Source organism: Streptococcus sp. 449_SSPC (assembly GCF_001073005.1).
Lineage (GTDB): Bacteria > Bacillota > Bacilli > Lactobacillales > Streptococcaceae > Streptococcus > Streptococcus salivarius_F.
In genome coordinates this window covers 150,767-168,226 of the sequence record NZ_JVGR01000030.1, presented here as the reverse complement: position 1 = coordinate 168,226, position 17,460 = coordinate 150,767, and the positions used below count along the sequence as shown (strand labels likewise).

Here is a 17,460-nt window from a genome sequence, read left to right as displayed (position 1 = left end):
GATATTGACAATTTAAGGAGTAAATAGAATGGCTAAAGAAAATGAAAACCTTGAGTCAACAGAAGAAACTGTTGAAGAGGTTGTAGCAGACAAAGACGCAGAACAAGAGCATCTTGATCGCCAAAAAGAAGAAGAGGAAAGCATCGCCCTCGCCAGTGAAAAAGCGAAAGAAAAAGCTAAACGTGCTAAAACTAAAAAGACACGTGATGCTGGTAAACCAAGCTCAGGTGGTCGCTTCCTTGGAGGTCTTGCCCTTGTAGCTGTTTCAGCTCTCGTTGGTGCAGGTGCTATGTATGTTTCTCTAGGTAACAAAACAACTGAAGAAACAACTTTGGTATCTATGAAAGGTGATACTGTTACTGTTGGTGATGTTTTTGATTCACTTAAAGGTAGCAGCCAAACACAACAAAGTGTTTTGAGTGCAACTTTGCAAAAGGCTCTTGAAAAAGAATATGGTAGCAAGGTCAGCAAAGAAGACGTTGACAAAGCTTATAAGCAAGCTTCAGAACAATATGGAGATCAATTCTCACAAGTACTTGCAGCCTATGGTCAAACAGAAGAGTCATACCGTAATCAAATCCGTACACAAAAATTGGTTGAGTATGCTGTTAACCAAGCCGCGCAGAAAGATTTGACGGAAGCAAATTACAAGGCTGCCTATGATAACTACACACCAAATACAGAGGTGCAAGTGGTTTCAACTACTGATAAAGCAGTGGCAGATAAAGTAGACTCTGAAGCTAAGGCAGAAGGAGCAGATTTCTCACAAGTAGCTAAAGATAACAGCTTGGAAGTGACTTCTAGGACAGTTAACTCAGCTTCTCAAGACTTCCCAGCAGATGTTTTGACAGCAGCTTTCAAACAAGATGCTAATGCCGTTTCTGACGTAGTGACTGTTTCAAACAGCTCAACTGGTGCTGCAACTTACTACATCGTCAAAACTGTTTCAAAATCTGAGAAAAATGCAGATTGGAAAAACTATAAGGATGATTTGACTAAGGTCATCATCAATGGTAAGAAATCTGATACTAACTTTACTAACTCAGTGATTGCTAAGGTCCTTAAGAAATATAATGTTAAAGTTGTAGATAAGGCCTTTAGCGCAATTCTTGACCAGTATGTGACTGGTTCTGGGGCTTCATCAAGTTCATCATCAAGCTCTAGCAAATAAATCACAAGATAGAGTTGATAATGCTATTATCAGCTTGACCTAAGACCTAAAACACGTTAAAATGGAGAGTGGCTGAAAGTTCTAATATCATGACATTTTTAGCCTTCCCTTTGAGATTGGTAATCATCGCTTCTGATACAGAAAAATGGCGGTCGCTGCGAGCCATGGACGAATCTGGTTACTTGCTACTCAAAGTTTACAATTAAAGACAAATAAGAATGACAAGTTCATTGAATGAAGGTGGTACCGCGGTTCACGTCGCCCTTCGTTTAGTGGTCTTGTCTTTTATTCTTTGGGTATTTTCTGAATGAAATGTATGGCAATATTGGAGGTGGCGTATGAAAACCTATTTTGTCAAACAGAAGTTTCGATTGGGGGGTGAACGCTTTGATATCAAGGATGATCAAGGTAGAGTTGCCTACCAGGTTGAAGGATCCTTTTTTAAGATTCCAAAGACCTTTACGATTTTTGGCGAGGATGGTCGTGAGATCAGTCATATCACCAAGGAGCCTATTAGTCTCTTACCCAAATTTACGGTGGATTTACAGGATGGTTTGAGTTTTTACATTCGTAAAAAATTAACCTTTCTTCGTGATAAGTATGATGTCGATAATCTTGGCTTGCGAATAGAGGGCAATATTTGGGACCTGGATTTTCAACTGCTTAATAGTCAAGATCAGGTAGTTGCTAGGATTCAAAAGGAACTCTTCCATCTAACATCGACCTATACTGTTACCGTTTATGAAAATACTTATGCCGATTTAGCCATTTCCCTATGTGTCGCTATTGACTATGTGGAAATGCTCGAGAATAGCTCAAAATAAGAAACAATTGATTAAGGAGAAACAATGAAACAACTTACTTCAGCACAAATTCGTCAAATGTGGCTTGATTTCTGGAAATCAAAAGGTCACGCTGTTGAACCATCAGCTAACTTGGTTCCAGTTAACGACCCAACCCTTCTTTGGATTAACTCAGGGGTTGCCACTTTGAAAAAATACTTTGATGGCTCAGTAATTCCTGAAAATCCACGTATCACTAACTCACAAAAGGCTATCCGTACCAACGATATCGAAAACGTTGGTAAGACAGCTCGTCACCACACTATGTTTGAAATGCTTGGTAACTTCTCAGTTGGTGACTACTTCCGTGATGAAGCTATTGAGTGGGGTTATGAGCTTTTGACAAGCCCAGAGTGGTTTGATTTTCCAAAAGACAAACTTTACATGACTTACTATCCAGATGATAAAGATTCATACAACCGTTGGATTGCCTGCGGTGTTGAACCAAGTCATTTGATTCCAATTGAAGATAACTTCTGGGAAATCGGTGCTGGACCTTCAGGACCAGATACTGAAATCTTCTTTGACCGTGGCGAAGACTTTGACCCTGATAATATTGGTATCCGTTTGCTTGAAGAAGATATTGAAAACGATCGTTATATTGAAATTTGGAACATCGTTTTGTCACAATTCAACGCAGACCCAGCAGTTCCACGTTCAGAATACAAGGAACTTCCTAATAAAAACATTGATACGGGCGCAGGTCTTGAACGTCTTGTAGCCGTAATGCAAGGGGCTAAAACAAACTTTGAAACAGACCTCTTCATGCCTATCATTCGTGAAATCGAAAAAATGTCTGGTAAAACTTACGATCCAGATGGTGACACAATGAGCTTCAAGGTTATTGCTGACCACATTCGTTCATTGGCATTTGCCATCGGTGATAGTGCTCTTCCAGGTAATGAAGGTCGTGGTTATGTCCTTCGTCGTCTTCTCCGTCGTGCCGTAATGCACGGTCGTCGTCTCGGTATTTCTGACGCTTTCTTGTACAAACTTGTCCCAACTGTTGGTCAAATCATGGAAAGCTATTACCCAGAAGTTCTTGAGAAGAAAGATTTTATCGAGAAGATTGTTAAACGTGAAGAAGAAACCTTTGCACGTACCATCGATGCAGGTTCAAGCATGCTTGACGAGCTTCTTGCTAACCTTAAGAAATCTGGTAAAGATACGCTTGAAGGTAAAGACATCTTTAAACTTTACGATACTTATGGATTCCCAGTGGAATTGACAGAAGAGTTGGCTGAAGATGAAGGCTTCAAGATTGACCATGAAGGTTTCAAAGCTGCCATGAAAGAACAACAAGACCGTGCGCGTGCTAGCGTCGTCAAAGGTGGTTCTATGGGTATGCAAAATGAAACCCTCGCTAACATCACTGAACCATCTGAGTTCTTGTATGAAGCGGAAACTGCTGAAAGCCGTTTGAGCGTCCTCGTTGCTGATGATGCTCGTCATGATAGTGTTAACTCTGGTCAAGCACTCCTTGTCTTTGAACAAACACCATTCTACGCTGAAATGGGTGGACAAGTAGCAGACCACGGTACAATCTCAGATGCAGCTGGTACAGTCGTTGCGCGTGTTGTTGATGTTCAACGTGCACCAAATGGACAAGCCCTTCACACTGTTGAAGTTGAAGGTGAACTTGTTGTAGGAGCTAACTACAAACTTGAAATTGACCACACACGTCGTCACCGTGTCATGAAGAACCATACAGCGACTCACCTCTTGCACGCTGCCCTTCATAACATCGTCGGTGATCATGCTGTTCAAGCTGGTTCTCTTAACGAACAAGAATTCTTGCGTTTCGACTTCACTCACTTTGAGGCTGTAACTCCAGAAGAATTGCGTGCTATCGAAGAACAAGTTAACGAAGAAATCTGGAAAGCTACTCCAGTAACAACTATTGAAACAGACATTGACACTGCTAAATCAATGGGAGCTATGGCCCTCTTTGGTGAAAAATATGGTAAGAATGTTCGTGTCGTTTCAATCGGTGATTACTCTGTTGAGCTTTGTGGTGGTACGCACGTTGCCAACACTGCTGAAATCGGTATGTTCAAGATTGTCAAAGAAGAAGGTATCGGTTCAGGAACACGTCGTATCTTGGCAGTGACATCACGTGAAGCTTACCTTGCTTACCGTGAAGAAGAAGATGCCCTTAAAGCAATCGCAGCAACACTTAAAGCACCACAATTGAAAGAAGTGCCTAACAAGGTTGCTAGCCTTCAAGAGCAATTGCATGCCCTTCAAAAAGAAAATGCAGCGCTTAAAGAAAAGGCAGCTGCAGCTGCAGCTGGTGACGTCTTCAAAGATGTTAAAGAAGCTAACGGTGTTCGTTACATTGCTAGCCAAGTAGAAGTTTCTGATGCAGGTGCCCTTCGTACCTTCGCGGACCAATGGAAACAAGCAGACTACTCTGATGTTCTTGTTCTTGCAGCTCACATTGGCGAAAAAGTTAATGTTCTTGTAGCAAGCAAGTCTAAAGATGTTCACGCAGGTAATGTTATCAAGGTTCTCGCACCAATCGTATCAGGTCGTGGTGGTGGTAAACCAGATATGGCCATGGCCGGTGGTAGCGATGCCAATGGTATCCAAGATCTTCTTTCAGCAGTAGCAGAACAGCTCTAAGATGTGATACAATAAAAGAAACTTGAAAAGATAGGATGAAAATCCTATCTTTTTTCTTTGTAAGTGGTATTGAAAGTAATGATTATTTTCGTTTCATAATTGAAATAGTGAATACTGGGTGGTATACTATTACAAATCATAAAAATTATAATAGTTTCAAGTAAAAGGGAGCTAGCGATGTTTGGACAAGACTTTGGTCATCGGTTAAGAGAGTTGAGATTAGCACAAGGATTCACTAAAGAAAAATTTTGTGAAGGGGATGAGGTTTTATCAGTACGACAATTGACACGTATAGAAACAGGGAAGTCTCAACCTAAATTAGAAACCTTAGAGCACTTGGCAAGACGTCTGAATATATCTTTATCGGAATTGCTTGGAGAGAGGACTGTAGTCTCAAAGATGCCGGTAGAATACCTCAATCTCAAATATCAATTGATGCATGCGACTAGTCTAGATAAGCCAAATAATCTAATGAAACTAGACGAAAAGCTGGGTAAAATTATTGATAGCTATTATGATGATTTGCCTGCTGATGAACAGAGGGTTGTTGATATCTTACAGTCAAAACTTTACTCATATACTTCAAAGACACACCAAAAATTTGGTATGAGCATATTGGAGAAGAGTTTACCATCATTATGTGAGAAAAGGGTATACACTATCAATGATCTACTACTTATAGAACTATATCAAATCTCGTTAGGAGATGGTGATAGTATGAGGTCAGATGGGTTTAGTGAAGGGACTTTTTATACTATTTGTAGAAATCTAATAAATAGTTATGATAATATTCCCACGGAGTATTTGTTTTTACTTAGGGATGCCTTATTAATGGTTCCAATAGTTGAATATGAACGAAAAAAGTTTCATTTATCGGAAGTAGCATTCAATCAACTGCATCGCATTATGGAGGAAACTCAAGATTTTCAGAAAAAACCAATTTTGAGAATGCTAGAGGGACAGTATCTATATGTTGTAAAGAATGATATTTTTGAGGCTAAAAAGGCTTATCAAGAAGGGATACTCTTGGCTAGATTATTAGGAGATACCTCTTTAGCTGACATCATGTCAGAGAAAATGAGAGATGCCATGAAAGAATAGAGCAGGACATACGTGTCCTGTTCTTTTTTTCTAATATGCAGTATATTATATCCATAAGAAGAACTAAAGAATATAACTTATTTCATCGAGATTTTTGAAAATGACACAGTCTAAAATAGAGTATTAAGGAGAATTATTATGAAACCTGCTACAAAACGTTTCACAACTTTAACTGCACTTGCTTTGACTTCCGTTCTATTACTTGGTGCATGTGGTAATAACAAGAAGGAAGCTACATTAACATCAAGCTCTAGTAAGGTTAGTCAGAAAGTGAAATCGACAAAACCATCTTCAAAAGAAAAAACGAAGAAGTCTGAGCAAAAGACAAAATCTTCTAGTTCAGAAGAGGTCTCAAAAGCAACCTCTGGAGAAACGGCTTCACAACCATCAGCCGGAAATGTTTCTGGATCTACTCAACAAGAAGTTGCTCCAACAAATCCTAGTGAAGAAACAGCTGAAGTAAATCAAGGAACTACGACAGAACAACCAGCTGCTTCGGCGGAACAAACACCAGCTACCACAGTAGTTGATGCTACGGCAATGGCTAATGGTGATTTCTCTAGTGTTGCTGGTACTTATCAAAATGACTTAGGGGACACAATTACAGTATCCCCATCCGGTAGTGTAACCCGTGTTGGTGCTGAAAGTGGTTATAGTGATACAAGTAGTCAGCTCTTTAATGGTTTTGCTCAAGATGGTGGTTATGTAGCAGGTTTTGCTCATAATGATGGACCAACCAGTGACCCAATTTTCTTTGATAGTAATGGACAGATTCGTTTCGGTTCTGATGCAATATATGGTCGGATGCATGTTTACAATAAATTAGATTAATGGTATTGTCCCTCGGTACTTAAGAAAAGAAAATTACAAGTAGTAGAAGGAGTACGCTTTAAAAATGTCTCAAAAAGAACATGGAGAAGTGAGAAGTACTAGTGGTACCTTAAAGGGGACCTATCACTATTTGGATTCTCCCAGTCCTCATTTGTTTCCGTTTGTCTTTATTAGTAACGTAACAGATAGCCTTCAGATGTTTCGCGTGTGTAAGAATGGTAAGCCAATTGCCTTTCCATTACTTCTACCAAATCAGTATAAAATTGTTTACATTAAGGACTTTCAAAATGTTAGCTCCTGCGATGAGATTACAGTGACTGAACATTTAGAAGAATACATCTATGATGAATCATAGTTAGACTAGATTGATACCTATAGTCAAATCAACCCAGAATGAATTAATTAATCTATTCAGATTTGCTTAATGTGTCAAGGAATTAGATGTAGCAAAAGCCCTCAGGTAGCCCTTTGGGCTTTTCTTAATTATAGTTATCTGAAAGAATTAGCTATCAATTTTCTACAAAATAAAGTTTAGTAATAATATTGAAATAATTGTAAAAAATATTTCAAAGGGGTATAATAGAAATGTGAAAACGGTTCCAATGTTTATCAAACAGCCTAGAAAGTGAGAGTGATCAAAATGAGAAAGGCATATGTTTTTAAGGAACGTCAACGTTACTCAATACGTAAATATTCTTTTGGAGCTGCATCAGTCTTGATTGGTGCGAGCTTGATGCTTGGTGGACATGCTTTGGCTCAGGAACAAGCCAACAGCACAAGTACCAGCAAGGATTATGAAGTTTTTGTAAATAATTCTGAACCACTTCAAATTGACCAGGCAACTTCAGAAGCTGTTACCGATGTCCTCAATCAACCAGCTTCAAGATCTGAAGCGCCAAGACCTAAGCTTGCTAGCAGTGAGGTTGCCTCTTCTGAAGCTAATAGTGTAGTGGCTAGCGAGGCTGCTTCTTTGGAAGTACCGGCAGAGGTTGCTCATTCTGCATCTGCTGTTGCTACTGTTTCTAGATCAGAAGTGGCTAGCCCACGTTCTGAAGTGTCATCAGTAGCTAGCTCTGAAGTAGCAAGTGAGACTAACCGTTCAGCAACTTCAGAAGTAGCAGAAGCTAGAGTTACTGACCGTGAAGCTGTGGATACTCCTCAACCTGGTGTGGATGGTCCAGTGACTGCTGATGGTTCTCTTGATATTCCATCAAACGGTACCTATTATTTCCGTCGCACAACAGAAATTCGTACTGCGCCAATCATGGATATCAAACCTACCTTCGTCTTTAGTGCAGGCGACCATGTTATCTACGACAAGGTCTTGAAGAGAGACAATCACCAATGGATTTCTTACATTGGTTACGACTATGAACGCTACTATGCTGATATCGCAGCTTTGAAGGCCGAAAATACTAGTAGCACTACTGAAGCGACTAGAGATGAAACTATCCCTGAACGTGGTACTTATTATTTCACTAAACCTGCAGATGTGAAGAACCAACCTAGCTTGACTGCTAAGACTGAGTTCAATTTTGATCCTGGTATGTCAGTCAACTACGATAGATCTTTGCTTGCGGACAACCACCGTTGGATTTCTTACACTTCGTACAGTGGTACTCGTCGTTACGTCGACCTAGGTGCTGTTGCAGAGGCTGTAGCTAAACCAAGAGGCGATATCGCTATTGAAAGTCATAACAATGGTGACTTTAGTGTGGTTATCAGTAATGTTTCAGATCAAAACGGTGTCCTTGGAGTATCTGTTCCAATCTGGTCTGAAAAGAATGGTCAAGATGACATCATCTGGTACAATGCGACTCGTCTTAACAATGGTAACTACAAGGTTAACGTCAGTCTAACTGACCACAAGAATGAACGTGGCCTCTACAATGTTCATCTTTACTATGTTGAAACTAATGGTAAATTAGTTGGTGTGGGTGGCACAACTTACACAGTTCCTGCCAAAGTTGAAGAAACTCATACAACTACTAGCTATAGCCTTCCTGATGCAGGAACTTACACCTTCAGAGAACGTTCTAGCATCAAGGCAGAACCTCGTGTGGCAAGTCCAGAGTTGGCCTACTACGATGCTGGCATGTCAGTCAACTACGACAAGATTGTCAGTGGTGATGGTTACCAATGGCTTTCTTACCTCAGCTACAATGGCAACCGCCGTTATGTAGCCGTGTCTAAACTTGCTCAACAAGAAAGCAAACCAAGTGGTACTATCAATATTGAAAATCTCTCTAACCTCGGTTTCGATGTTCATATCACTAATGTTTCTGGTGGAGATAAAGCTATCCAAGGCGTAAGTGTTCCAGTATGGACAGCTAAGGACGGCCAAGATGATCTTGTATGGCACCAAGCTGACAGACAAAGTGATGGTAGCTACAAGGTTCGCATCAATGTTAGTGATCATAAGGCTGAAGCAGGCGAATACATTGTCCATCTCTACTATGTTCAAGATGGTAAGATGGTAGGTATTGGAGGCACTAGCACAACTGTTCCAGTTCAAAATGCAACTCGCCACAATCTTCCAGCCTCAGGTTCATACACCTTTACTGCTCGTTCTGGCATTAAGACTCAACCTTTGGTAGCCAACCCAGATGTTAGCTACTACGATGTTGGTATGTCAGTCAACTATGACAAGGTTGTCAATAATGATGGCTATACATGGCTTTCTTACCTTAGCTATTCAGGACATCGTTTCTATGTGGCTATCGCACCAACGAGTGTAACTAAACCTGTAGAACAACCAGTCCAACCAAGTACACCTTCATCTGGCACCTATACTTTCAAGGAACGCTCTAGCATTAAAGCAGAACCAAGTGTGGCAAGTCCAGAGTTGGCCTACTATGATGCTGGTATGTCCGTTAACTATGACAGATTGGTGACTGCAGATGGTCATACCTGGCTCTCTTATGTCAGCCATGGAGGCAACCGCCGATACGTTGCTATTGATGCTAAGGCAACAGCAGTTGCTCAACCAGCAAGCCCAAGCTTAGCGGCAACTGGCACCTATACCTTTACCAAACCGAGCTCTATCAAGGCTCAACCAAGCGTTGCAAGCCCAGAGTTAGCCTACTATGATAAAGGCATGTCCGTTCGCTATGACAAGGTCCTTACAGCAGATGACCATACCTGGTTGTCTTATGTAACCTATAGCGGTGCAAGACGCTATGTGGATATTTCTTAAGATTCGTAACATCACTCTCTTTTGAGGGTGGTGTTTTTTTGGTGAATGAAGCAAAAAAATGTTACAAACTATTGTTTTTTTGTAATAAAAATGTAAAATAGGTAAAGAGAACAAAAAATCTCATTTTAAATAAATAAGAGAGGTTCATTTATTAAAGAAATGCTCTAACTTAGAATTTCTCTTAAGATTATGCTAAAGGAAGTTATGCCATGCTTAACATCTATGTTTTAGAGGATCATTTTATCCAACAAAATCGTATTGAAGAGGTTATTCATACGATTCTTAAGAAAAATAACATTAAAGTGGGCGACTTTGAGGTTTTTGACAAACCCAACCAACTGTTAGAGTCTATTACCGAGCGAGGGTCTCATCAGCTCTTTTTCTTGGACATTCAAATTAAAGACGATACTAAAAAAGGTTTGGAAGTGGCTAAGCAGATTCGCAAGAATGATCCCTATGCCAATATTGTTTTCTTCACGACCCATTCAGAGTATCTTCCCTTAACTTTTCAATACCAACTGGCAGCTCTAGATTTTATTGATAAGTCTTTGGAGGGTGAGGACTTTCAAAAGCGTGTGGAAAGTATTATCTTATTAACCTGCAAAAAGATACAGAGTCAGAATCCAGAAGACGCTTTTCGGATTGAGAATGCTAAGACCGTTATTCAGGTTCCCTTTCATGATATCTTGTACTTTGAGACGTCAGATATTGTTCATAAGGTTATCCTTTATACTAAAGAGGAGCAGATTGAGTTTTATGGCAGTCTCTCACAAATCGAAAAGAGTGACCCTAGACTGTTTAAATGCCACAAATCTTTCCTTATCAATCCAGAAAATATCATCAAATTAGATAAAAGTACGGGGACAGTCTATTTTGAAAATGGTGGCGTTTGCTATGTTTCGAAGTTGAAACTAAAGAAATTGCTTGAGAGAATCAGCCTATGACAGCAATCAATTTTTTGTTGGATAATCTAGACTTTTTAGCGGAGATTATCCTCTTTATTCTCGTTTATCAATACATTACCTCCGAGAAGATAAAGCTAAGATGGTATATCATCATCCCCTTGATTATCCGATTTTTGTTCGTGCTTTCTCCAGCACTATCCTATGTTTTAGGGCATGCCTTCTTGGTTGTTTATTCCCTCTACAGAAATCGTTATGGCAATAGGTTATTAGATATTTTCTATGGCTTGTTTCCAATCATCATAGAAAGTCTTGTTCACAATCTTATTATTTATGGGATTGCCTTGGTCATCAATCGTCATTATCTGATTGTACTTAACCATTTTCATTTAAACCTTGTCATTGAGTTGCTAGTCTTTCCTGTGTTTTGGTTAATCATTAAGACCTTAAAAGTGGATTTCAAAGCATTGAACTATGGTTTTCGAAAGTCATTTTCAAAGTACTTTTTATTACTTATAGATATATCAATGTTATCTTATGCCCTCCTTCTCCAATATATTACATTTTTTGTGCAACAGAGCCCTGGAGGAAGAGATTGGCATGTTTATCTCGTGGTGACCTATGCTTTACTCTTTCTTGCGACCCTTGTTTATATTAATGCGACCTTCAGTGAGAGACTAAAAGAAGAAGTCCTACTCCAAAAAGATAGGCAAATGAGTGATTTGGCTCATTATAGTCAACAAATCGAGCAACTCTATACGGATCTTCGTCGCTTCAGGCACGATTACCTAAATGTTTTGTCTAGTATCAAATATGGCATTGACTCCAAGGATATGGCTATTATTTCCGATATCTACGATAACATCCTTGAAAAAACAAAGACTCGGATTGAGGGGGAACAGTACGAAATTGCCAACTTGATTAATATTAAAGATGAAGCCGTTAAAGGTGTCCTGGCTAGTAAAATTTTGGAAGCACAGGGACAGTCTATTACCATTCACCTTGAGGTCAGTGATATCTTTGAAGTATCGAGGATGGAATTGTTGGATTTCATAACAGTGTTGTCTATTTTTTTGGATAATGCTATTGAAGCTAGTCTGGATAGCAGTGCTAAAGAAGTAAACATTGCTCTTATCAGTGGAGAGACAAAGGTGGTGATAGTGGAGAATACCATTGCTCAAGAATCTATCAATACAGTCGGTATCTTTAAACTTGGTCGCTCAAGTAAAGGAGAGGGCCGCGGTATAGGTCTGTCCACTGTTCGAGAGATTTTAGGGAAGTACCCTAATTGTTCTTTGTCAACACAATCTAAAGACTATCGTTTTAAACAGACACTAAAAATAGAAGATGTGGTTTGATTATGACGAAAAAACGACTGTTTATGACTTCAATGAAAAATTTAGCTGTCTATATATTATAATAACCTAGTAAATTATCAGAAAAGGAATATCACTCATGAAAAATACAAGTAAACTCATTGGTATCGTGGCAGCTCTTATCGTAGTTATTCTTGCCATCTTCCTGGTGACTAAGTTTAACAGCCATGAATCAGCTCGTGTTAGCACAAGTAGCAGTCCAGTCAAAACGGTTAAGAAGTCATCTTCAAGCTCAAGTAAGGCTGTTAAGAAGGATAAAAAATCAACTCAATCATCATCTTCAGCAGTTTCAAATGAAGAAAATGACAATCAGGATTCAGCAGTAGCACCTAAAGCTTCTTCTAAGGAACAAGCTCAAGCAGGCGCTACAGATAGTGGACAAGTGGCTGAATCTGCAGCTGGAACAGATAAGGCTAAATCTGAGAAGGGGACAATTAATAGTCAATCATCACTTAACTTCGGTGCCCTTGATAATGGTGATATTAGCTCTATTGTGGGGACTTGGACTAATGCGAATGGTGAATCAGTTACAATTAACGCTGATGGTACAATTATCAAAAACTCAACAGGTTATACTGCTCAACTGAAGCCTCAAGGAGTTTCAGAAAATACATTCAATGCATCAGTTGTATCTCAAGATGATAGTGTAGCTTTTTCCGCAGTTGCCGGAGTATCAGGAAATTCAGATTATATTGTTATTGGGGCGAACGGACCATATTACCGTAACTAGTATGAAAAAGATTGCTATTTGAATAGTGATCTTTTATATTTTTCTTCACTTTTTTCTAACAAAATTACGAATAAATAAGTATGGCTTGCTTCGACTTTCGATTATGACAAAAATTGGACAGTTTATGATTTAGGTGTGAACAAGTCAAATAAATTTGGTATACTAATGGACAAGTGAGAAATATTCAGTAACATATTGTAAAATACTTGTAATATTTGTCACCGAGTGTTACAATCAAACAGTAACATCAATTCGATAGAGAGAATAATTGATATGAAACGAGAAAAATTTTTACACGAACAACAACGTTTTTCCATTCGTAAATATTCATTTGGGGCAGCATCAGTCCTTTTAGGAGCTAGTTTGGTCTTTGCAGGTCAAGCTTTGGCTGATGAGCATCATGAAGTTTCAACACCTTCAGATGCCACTTTGCGTGCTACCTCAGATAGTGATGCTGTGACAGCAGCTGATATTTTCAGTGGGGTAGCAACAGATGGGGCAGCATCAAGTGAGAAAGCTAGCCAAGTCTCAACAACTAGCCAAACCGCTAGTGAAACTGCTACTAGCGAGGCTAGAAGTGAAGTGAGTGCTAGTAACTCACAAGCAGCAGATAAAATTTCTGAATCAACAACTGCTAGCTCAGAAGCGACAAGGAACACAAATGCTTCATCTGAAACAGCCACTAACCTTGATGTATCTGCCTTAACGAGAGCGGCTGTCAACACTAGTTTGGTGAGCCAACCAGCTACAACTACAGACAGCGACCTTCCAAGTCAAGGAACTTATGTCTACAAGGAACGTACAGAGATTAAGAATCAACCTAAGGTGTCTGCCAAGGCTGAATTTTATGTAAATCCAGGAGACAGCGTCCTTTACGATCAAGTCGTGACGGCTGACGGCTACCAATGGATTAGCTACAAATCATACTCTGGCGTGCGTCGTTATGCGCCAGTGAAACCAGTGGCAGCTGGTAGTGGTAACGGTAATAGTGGTAATGGGGATGGTAAGCCTTCTAATGGCACTCAAGCCACAACAGGTGCTTTGAACATCCCAGCGACAGGAACTTTCTACTTTACACGTGACACAGATATTAAGAAAGAACCAAAAGCAGACCTCAAACCTACTTTTGTTTTCAGTAAGGGTGACCATGTTATCTATGACAAAGTTTTGACTGCGGATAATCACCAATGGATTTCTTACCTTGGGTATGACTATGTTCGCTATTATGCCGATATTGCGACTTTGACACCTGCTAAAGCTGAAACACCAACTGTTAAACCAACAGAGACTAATCAAGCAAAACCAGAAACTACTGGTGCTGAAAAACTTCCAGCAAGTGGTACTTATAATGTGACACGTAGCTTGAATGTTAAAAACGAACCTAAGGCCTCTGCAGAAACGCTTTATACCTTGGAAAAAGGCTACAAAGTGAACTATGACAAGGTCTTGACTGCGGATAACCACCAATGGATTTCTTACGTTAGTTACAGTGGTACACGTCGTTATGTGGATATTGCTACCTTGAAAGCTACTGAGTCTAAACCACAAGAAAACCGTGTTTCTGGTAACCTTACCATCAACAACCAAACCTCTAATGGATTTGATGTTGTCGTAACCAATGTTTCAGGTGGTGGCAAGACAGTTCAGGAAGTCCGTGTCCCAATCTGGTCAAATAAAGATGGTCAAGACGACCTTACTTGGTATCATGCCGATAAACAATCAGACGGTAGCTATAAGGTTCATGTAGATAAAGCCAGCCACAAGGGCGATGCTGGTACCTATTCTGTGCATCTTTACTATATGTTGGATGGTAAGCGAACTTATATTACCGAAACTACAGCTACAGTCCCTGAATCTCAAGTAACAGGAAAATTGACGATTACCAATCAAACCTCTAATGGCTTTGATGTTGTCGTAACTAATGTTTCAGGTGGTGGCAAGGCAGTCCAAGAAGTTCGTGTTCCAATTTGGTCAGATAAAGATGGTCAAGATGACCTCACTTGGTATCATGCTGATAAACAATCAGACGGTAGCTACAAGGTTCATGTAGATAAAGCCAGTCACAAGGGCGATGCTGGTACCTATTCTGTCCATCTTTACTATATGTTGGATGGTAAACGAACTTATATTACCGAAACTACAGCCACAGTTCCTGAATCTCAAGTAACAGGAAAATTGACGATTACCAACCAAACTTCTAACGGCTTTGATGTTGTCGTAACTAATGTTTCAGGTGGTGGCAAAGAAGTTAAAGAAGTCCGTGTTCCAATCTGGTCAGATAAGAATGACCAAGACGACCTTACTTGGTATCATGCCGACAAACAATCAGACGGTAGCTATAAGGTTCATGTAGACACAGCTAGCCATAAGAGTGATGCTGGTACATATTCTGTGCATCTTTACTATATGTTAGATGGTAAACGAACTTATATTACCGAAACTACAGCCACAGTTCCTGAATCTCAAGTGACAGGGAAATTGACCATCAGCAACCAAACGTCTAATGGCTTTGATGTTGTCGTAACTAATGTTTCAGGCGGTGGCAAAGAAGTTAAAGAAGTCCGTGTTCCAATCTGGTCAGATAAGAATGGCCAAGACGACCTTACTTGGTATCATGCCGACAAACAATCAGACGGTAGCTACAAGGTTCATGTAGACACAGCTAGCCATAAGGGTGATGCGGGTACTTATTCTGTGCATCTTTACTACATGTTGGATGGTAAACGAACTTATATTACCGAAACTACAGCCACAGTGCCTCAATCTAATGAATCCCATGTAACAGGGAAATTGACCAATAACGGTTCTTACTACAGTGTTCGTGGTAAATACGATGATATTATCATTGTCAATAAGAAGCATGGTCTTTCTAAGGACTATAATCCAGGTGAAAATCCTACAGCTAAGGCAGCCTTTGTTCGCCTTCGTGATGATATGATTAACCAAGGTTTGAATGTCGGACGTTCATACAGTGGTTTCCGTTCTTACGATTATCAAAAGACTCTTTACGACAACTACGTAAGCCGTGATGGTCAAGCAGCTGCGGACCGTTACTCAGCTCGTCCTGGGTTCAGCGAACACCAAACTGGTTTGGTCTTTGATTTGACTGATAAATCAGGTAACTTGCTTGAGGATGCACGAGCTAGTCAATGGCTTAAAGACAATGCACATAACTATGGCTTTATCGTGCGTTTCCAAGCAGGTAAAGAAGCTTCAACCGGCTACATGCCAGAAGCGTGGCATATCCGCTATGTGGGTAAAGAAGCTAAAGACATCCACGATTCAGGATTGAGCTTGGAAGAGTACTTTGGTATCGAAGGTGGCGATTATGCTACTAGCAGCAAACCTGCTGAAAGCAAACCAGCCACTACAGGTGCCATCAACCTTCCAGCGACAGGCACTTATACCTTCACAGGTCGTGCGTCAATCAAGGCAGAAGCTAAGCTTTCAAGCCCAGAATTGGCCTACTATGACAAGGGCATGAGTGTTAACTATGACAAAGTTTTGACAGCCGATGGTCATCAATGGCTTTCATACATGACAGCAAGCGGTGCCCGTCGTTACGTTGATATTGCAACAGTTAAAGCTACAGAAACTAAACCAGAAGTTAAACCGGTTGCTAAACCAGCGGACCAACCAAGTCTTCCAGCGACAGGCACTTATACCTTTACAGGCCGTGCGTCAATTAAGGCAGAAGCTAAAGTTTCAAGCCCAGAATTGGCCTACTATGATAAGGGTATGAGCGTTAACTATGATAAAGTTTTGACAGCTGATGGTCATCAATGGCTTTCATACATGACAGCAAGCGGTGCCCGTCGTTATGTTGATATTGCAACAGTTAAAGCTACAGAAACTAAACCAGAAGTTAAACCGGTTGCTAAACCAGCGGACCAACCAAGTCTTCCAGAATCAGGCACTTATACCTTCACAGGTCGTGCGTCAATTAAGGCAGAAGCTAAAGTTTCAAGCCCAGAATTAGCCTACTATGATAAGGGTATGAGCGTTAACTATGATAAAGTTTTGACAGCTGATGGCCGTCAATGGCTTTCATACATGACAACAAGTGGTGCTCGTCGTTACGTTGACATTGCAGCAGCCAAGGCAGAAGCTAAACCAGAAACAAAACCCGTTGCTAAGCCAGCCGATAAACCAAGTCTCCCAGAGTCAGGTCGTTATACCTTCACAGGTCGTGCGTCAATCAAGGCAGAAGCTAAAGTTTCAAGCCCAGAGTTGGCTTACTATGATAAAGGTATGAGTGTTAACTACGATAAGGTTCTCACAGCTGATGGTCGTCAATGGCTTTCATACATGACAGCAAGTGGTGCTCGTCGTTATGTTGATATTGCAGCAGCCAAGGCAGAAGCTAAACCAGAAACAAAATCCGTTGCTAAGCCAGCCGATAAACCAAGTCTGCCAGAATCAGGCCGTTATACCTTCACGGGTCGTGCGTCAATCAAGGCAGAAGCCAAGGTTTCAAGCCCAGAGTTGGCCTACTATGACAAGGGTATGAGTGTTAACTACGATAAGGTTTTGACAGCGGACGGTCACACATGGCTCTCATACATGACAGTGAGTGGTGCTCGCCGTTACGTCGATATTGCTTAATGAGATAAAGAATCAGGTTGGACAATATGTCCAGCCTTTTCTGATAGCCTCTCTTTATCATGAGATTGAATTTTTCAATTT

Annotated in this window: 12 protein-coding genes; all 12 read left to right on the top strand. The window is 40.4% G+C overall.

What is annotated here, in order from left to right; genetic code table 11:
* Positions 1-28 precede the first annotated feature (28 nt).
* The 12 genes from ADH51_RS08945 (at position 29) to ldcB (ending at position 17,379) form a co-directional block, all read left to right on the top strand.
* Positions 29-1,171, top strand: a complete 1,143-nt coding sequence (locus ADH51_RS08945) for a peptidyl-prolyl cis-trans isomerase (RefSeq protein ID WP_048676286.1) — start codon at positions 29-31, stop codon at positions 1,169-1,171.
* A 68-nt stretch (positions 1,172-1,239) separates the two neighbouring features.
* A complete protein-coding gene (locus ADH51_RS10070; protein WP_161800844.1) occupies positions 1,240-1,377 on the top strand; it encodes a hypothetical protein in 138 nt (45 codons plus the stop codon).
* 132 nt (positions 1,378-1,509) lie between these two features.
* Positions 1,510-1,995 (top strand): LURP-one-related/scramblase family protein, encoded by a 486-nt coding sequence (locus ADH51_RS08940; protein WP_048676283.1) that lies wholly within the window; start codon positions 1,510-1,512, stop codon positions 1,993-1,995.
* 24 nt (positions 1,996-2,019) lie between these two features.
* Entirely contained in the window at positions 2,020-4,638 is a 2,619-nt protein-coding gene (gene alaS / locus ADH51_RS08935) for an alanine--tRNA ligase (protein ID WP_048676280.1), read from the top strand.
* Positions 4,639-4,815: 177 nt separating this feature from the next.
* On the top strand, positions 4,816-5,739 hold the full coding sequence (locus ADH51_RS08930) for a helix-turn-helix domain-containing protein (protein WP_048676277.1): 924 nt from the start codon (positions 4,816-4,818) through the stop codon (positions 5,737-5,739).
* 138 nt (positions 5,740-5,877) lie between these two features.
* Complete coding sequence (locus tag ADH51_RS08925) at positions 5,878-6,570, top strand: DUF6287 domain-containing protein (RefSeq protein ID WP_048676274.1); 693 nt, start codon at positions 5,878-5,880, stop codon at positions 6,568-6,570.
* Positions 6,571-6,634: 64 nt separating this feature from the next.
* Positions 6,635-6,925, top strand: a complete 291-nt coding sequence (locus ADH51_RS08920; protein ID WP_002885564.1) for a hypothetical protein — start codon at positions 6,635-6,637, stop codon at positions 6,923-6,925.
* Positions 6,926-7,210: 285 nt separating this feature from the next.
* Entirely contained in the window at positions 7,211-9,766 is a 2,556-nt protein-coding gene (locus ADH51_RS08915) for an SH3 domain-containing protein (protein WP_048676271.1), read from the top strand.
* 209 nt (positions 9,767-9,975) lie between these two features.
* Positions 9,976-10,710 (top strand): response regulator transcription factor, encoded by a 735-nt coding sequence (locus tag ADH51_RS08910; protein WP_048676267.1) that lies wholly within the window; start codon positions 9,976-9,978, stop codon positions 10,708-10,710.
* Complete coding sequence (locus tag ADH51_RS08905) at positions 10,707-12,026, top strand: sensor histidine kinase (RefSeq protein WP_048676264.1); 1,320 nt, start codon at positions 10,707-10,709, stop codon at positions 12,024-12,026. Before ADH51_RS08910 ends, ADH51_RS08905 begins: the two co-directional genes overlap by 4 nt.
* A gap of 97 nt (positions 12,027-12,123) precedes the next feature.
* Complete coding sequence (locus ADH51_RS08900) at positions 12,124-12,774, top strand: DUF6287 domain-containing protein (RefSeq protein ID WP_048676262.1); 651 nt, start codon at positions 12,124-12,126, stop codon at positions 12,772-12,774.
* Between the two features lie 273 nt (positions 12,775-13,047).
* Positions 13,048-17,379 carry an LD-carboxypeptidase LdcB/DacB gene (gene ldcB, locus ADH51_RS08895; protein ID WP_048676260.1) on the top strand — a complete coding sequence of 1,444 codons (4,332 nt, stop codon included), beginning with the start codon at positions 13,048-13,050 and terminating at the stop codon, positions 17,377-17,379.
* The last annotated feature ends 81 nt before the right edge of the window (positions 17,380-17,460 follow it).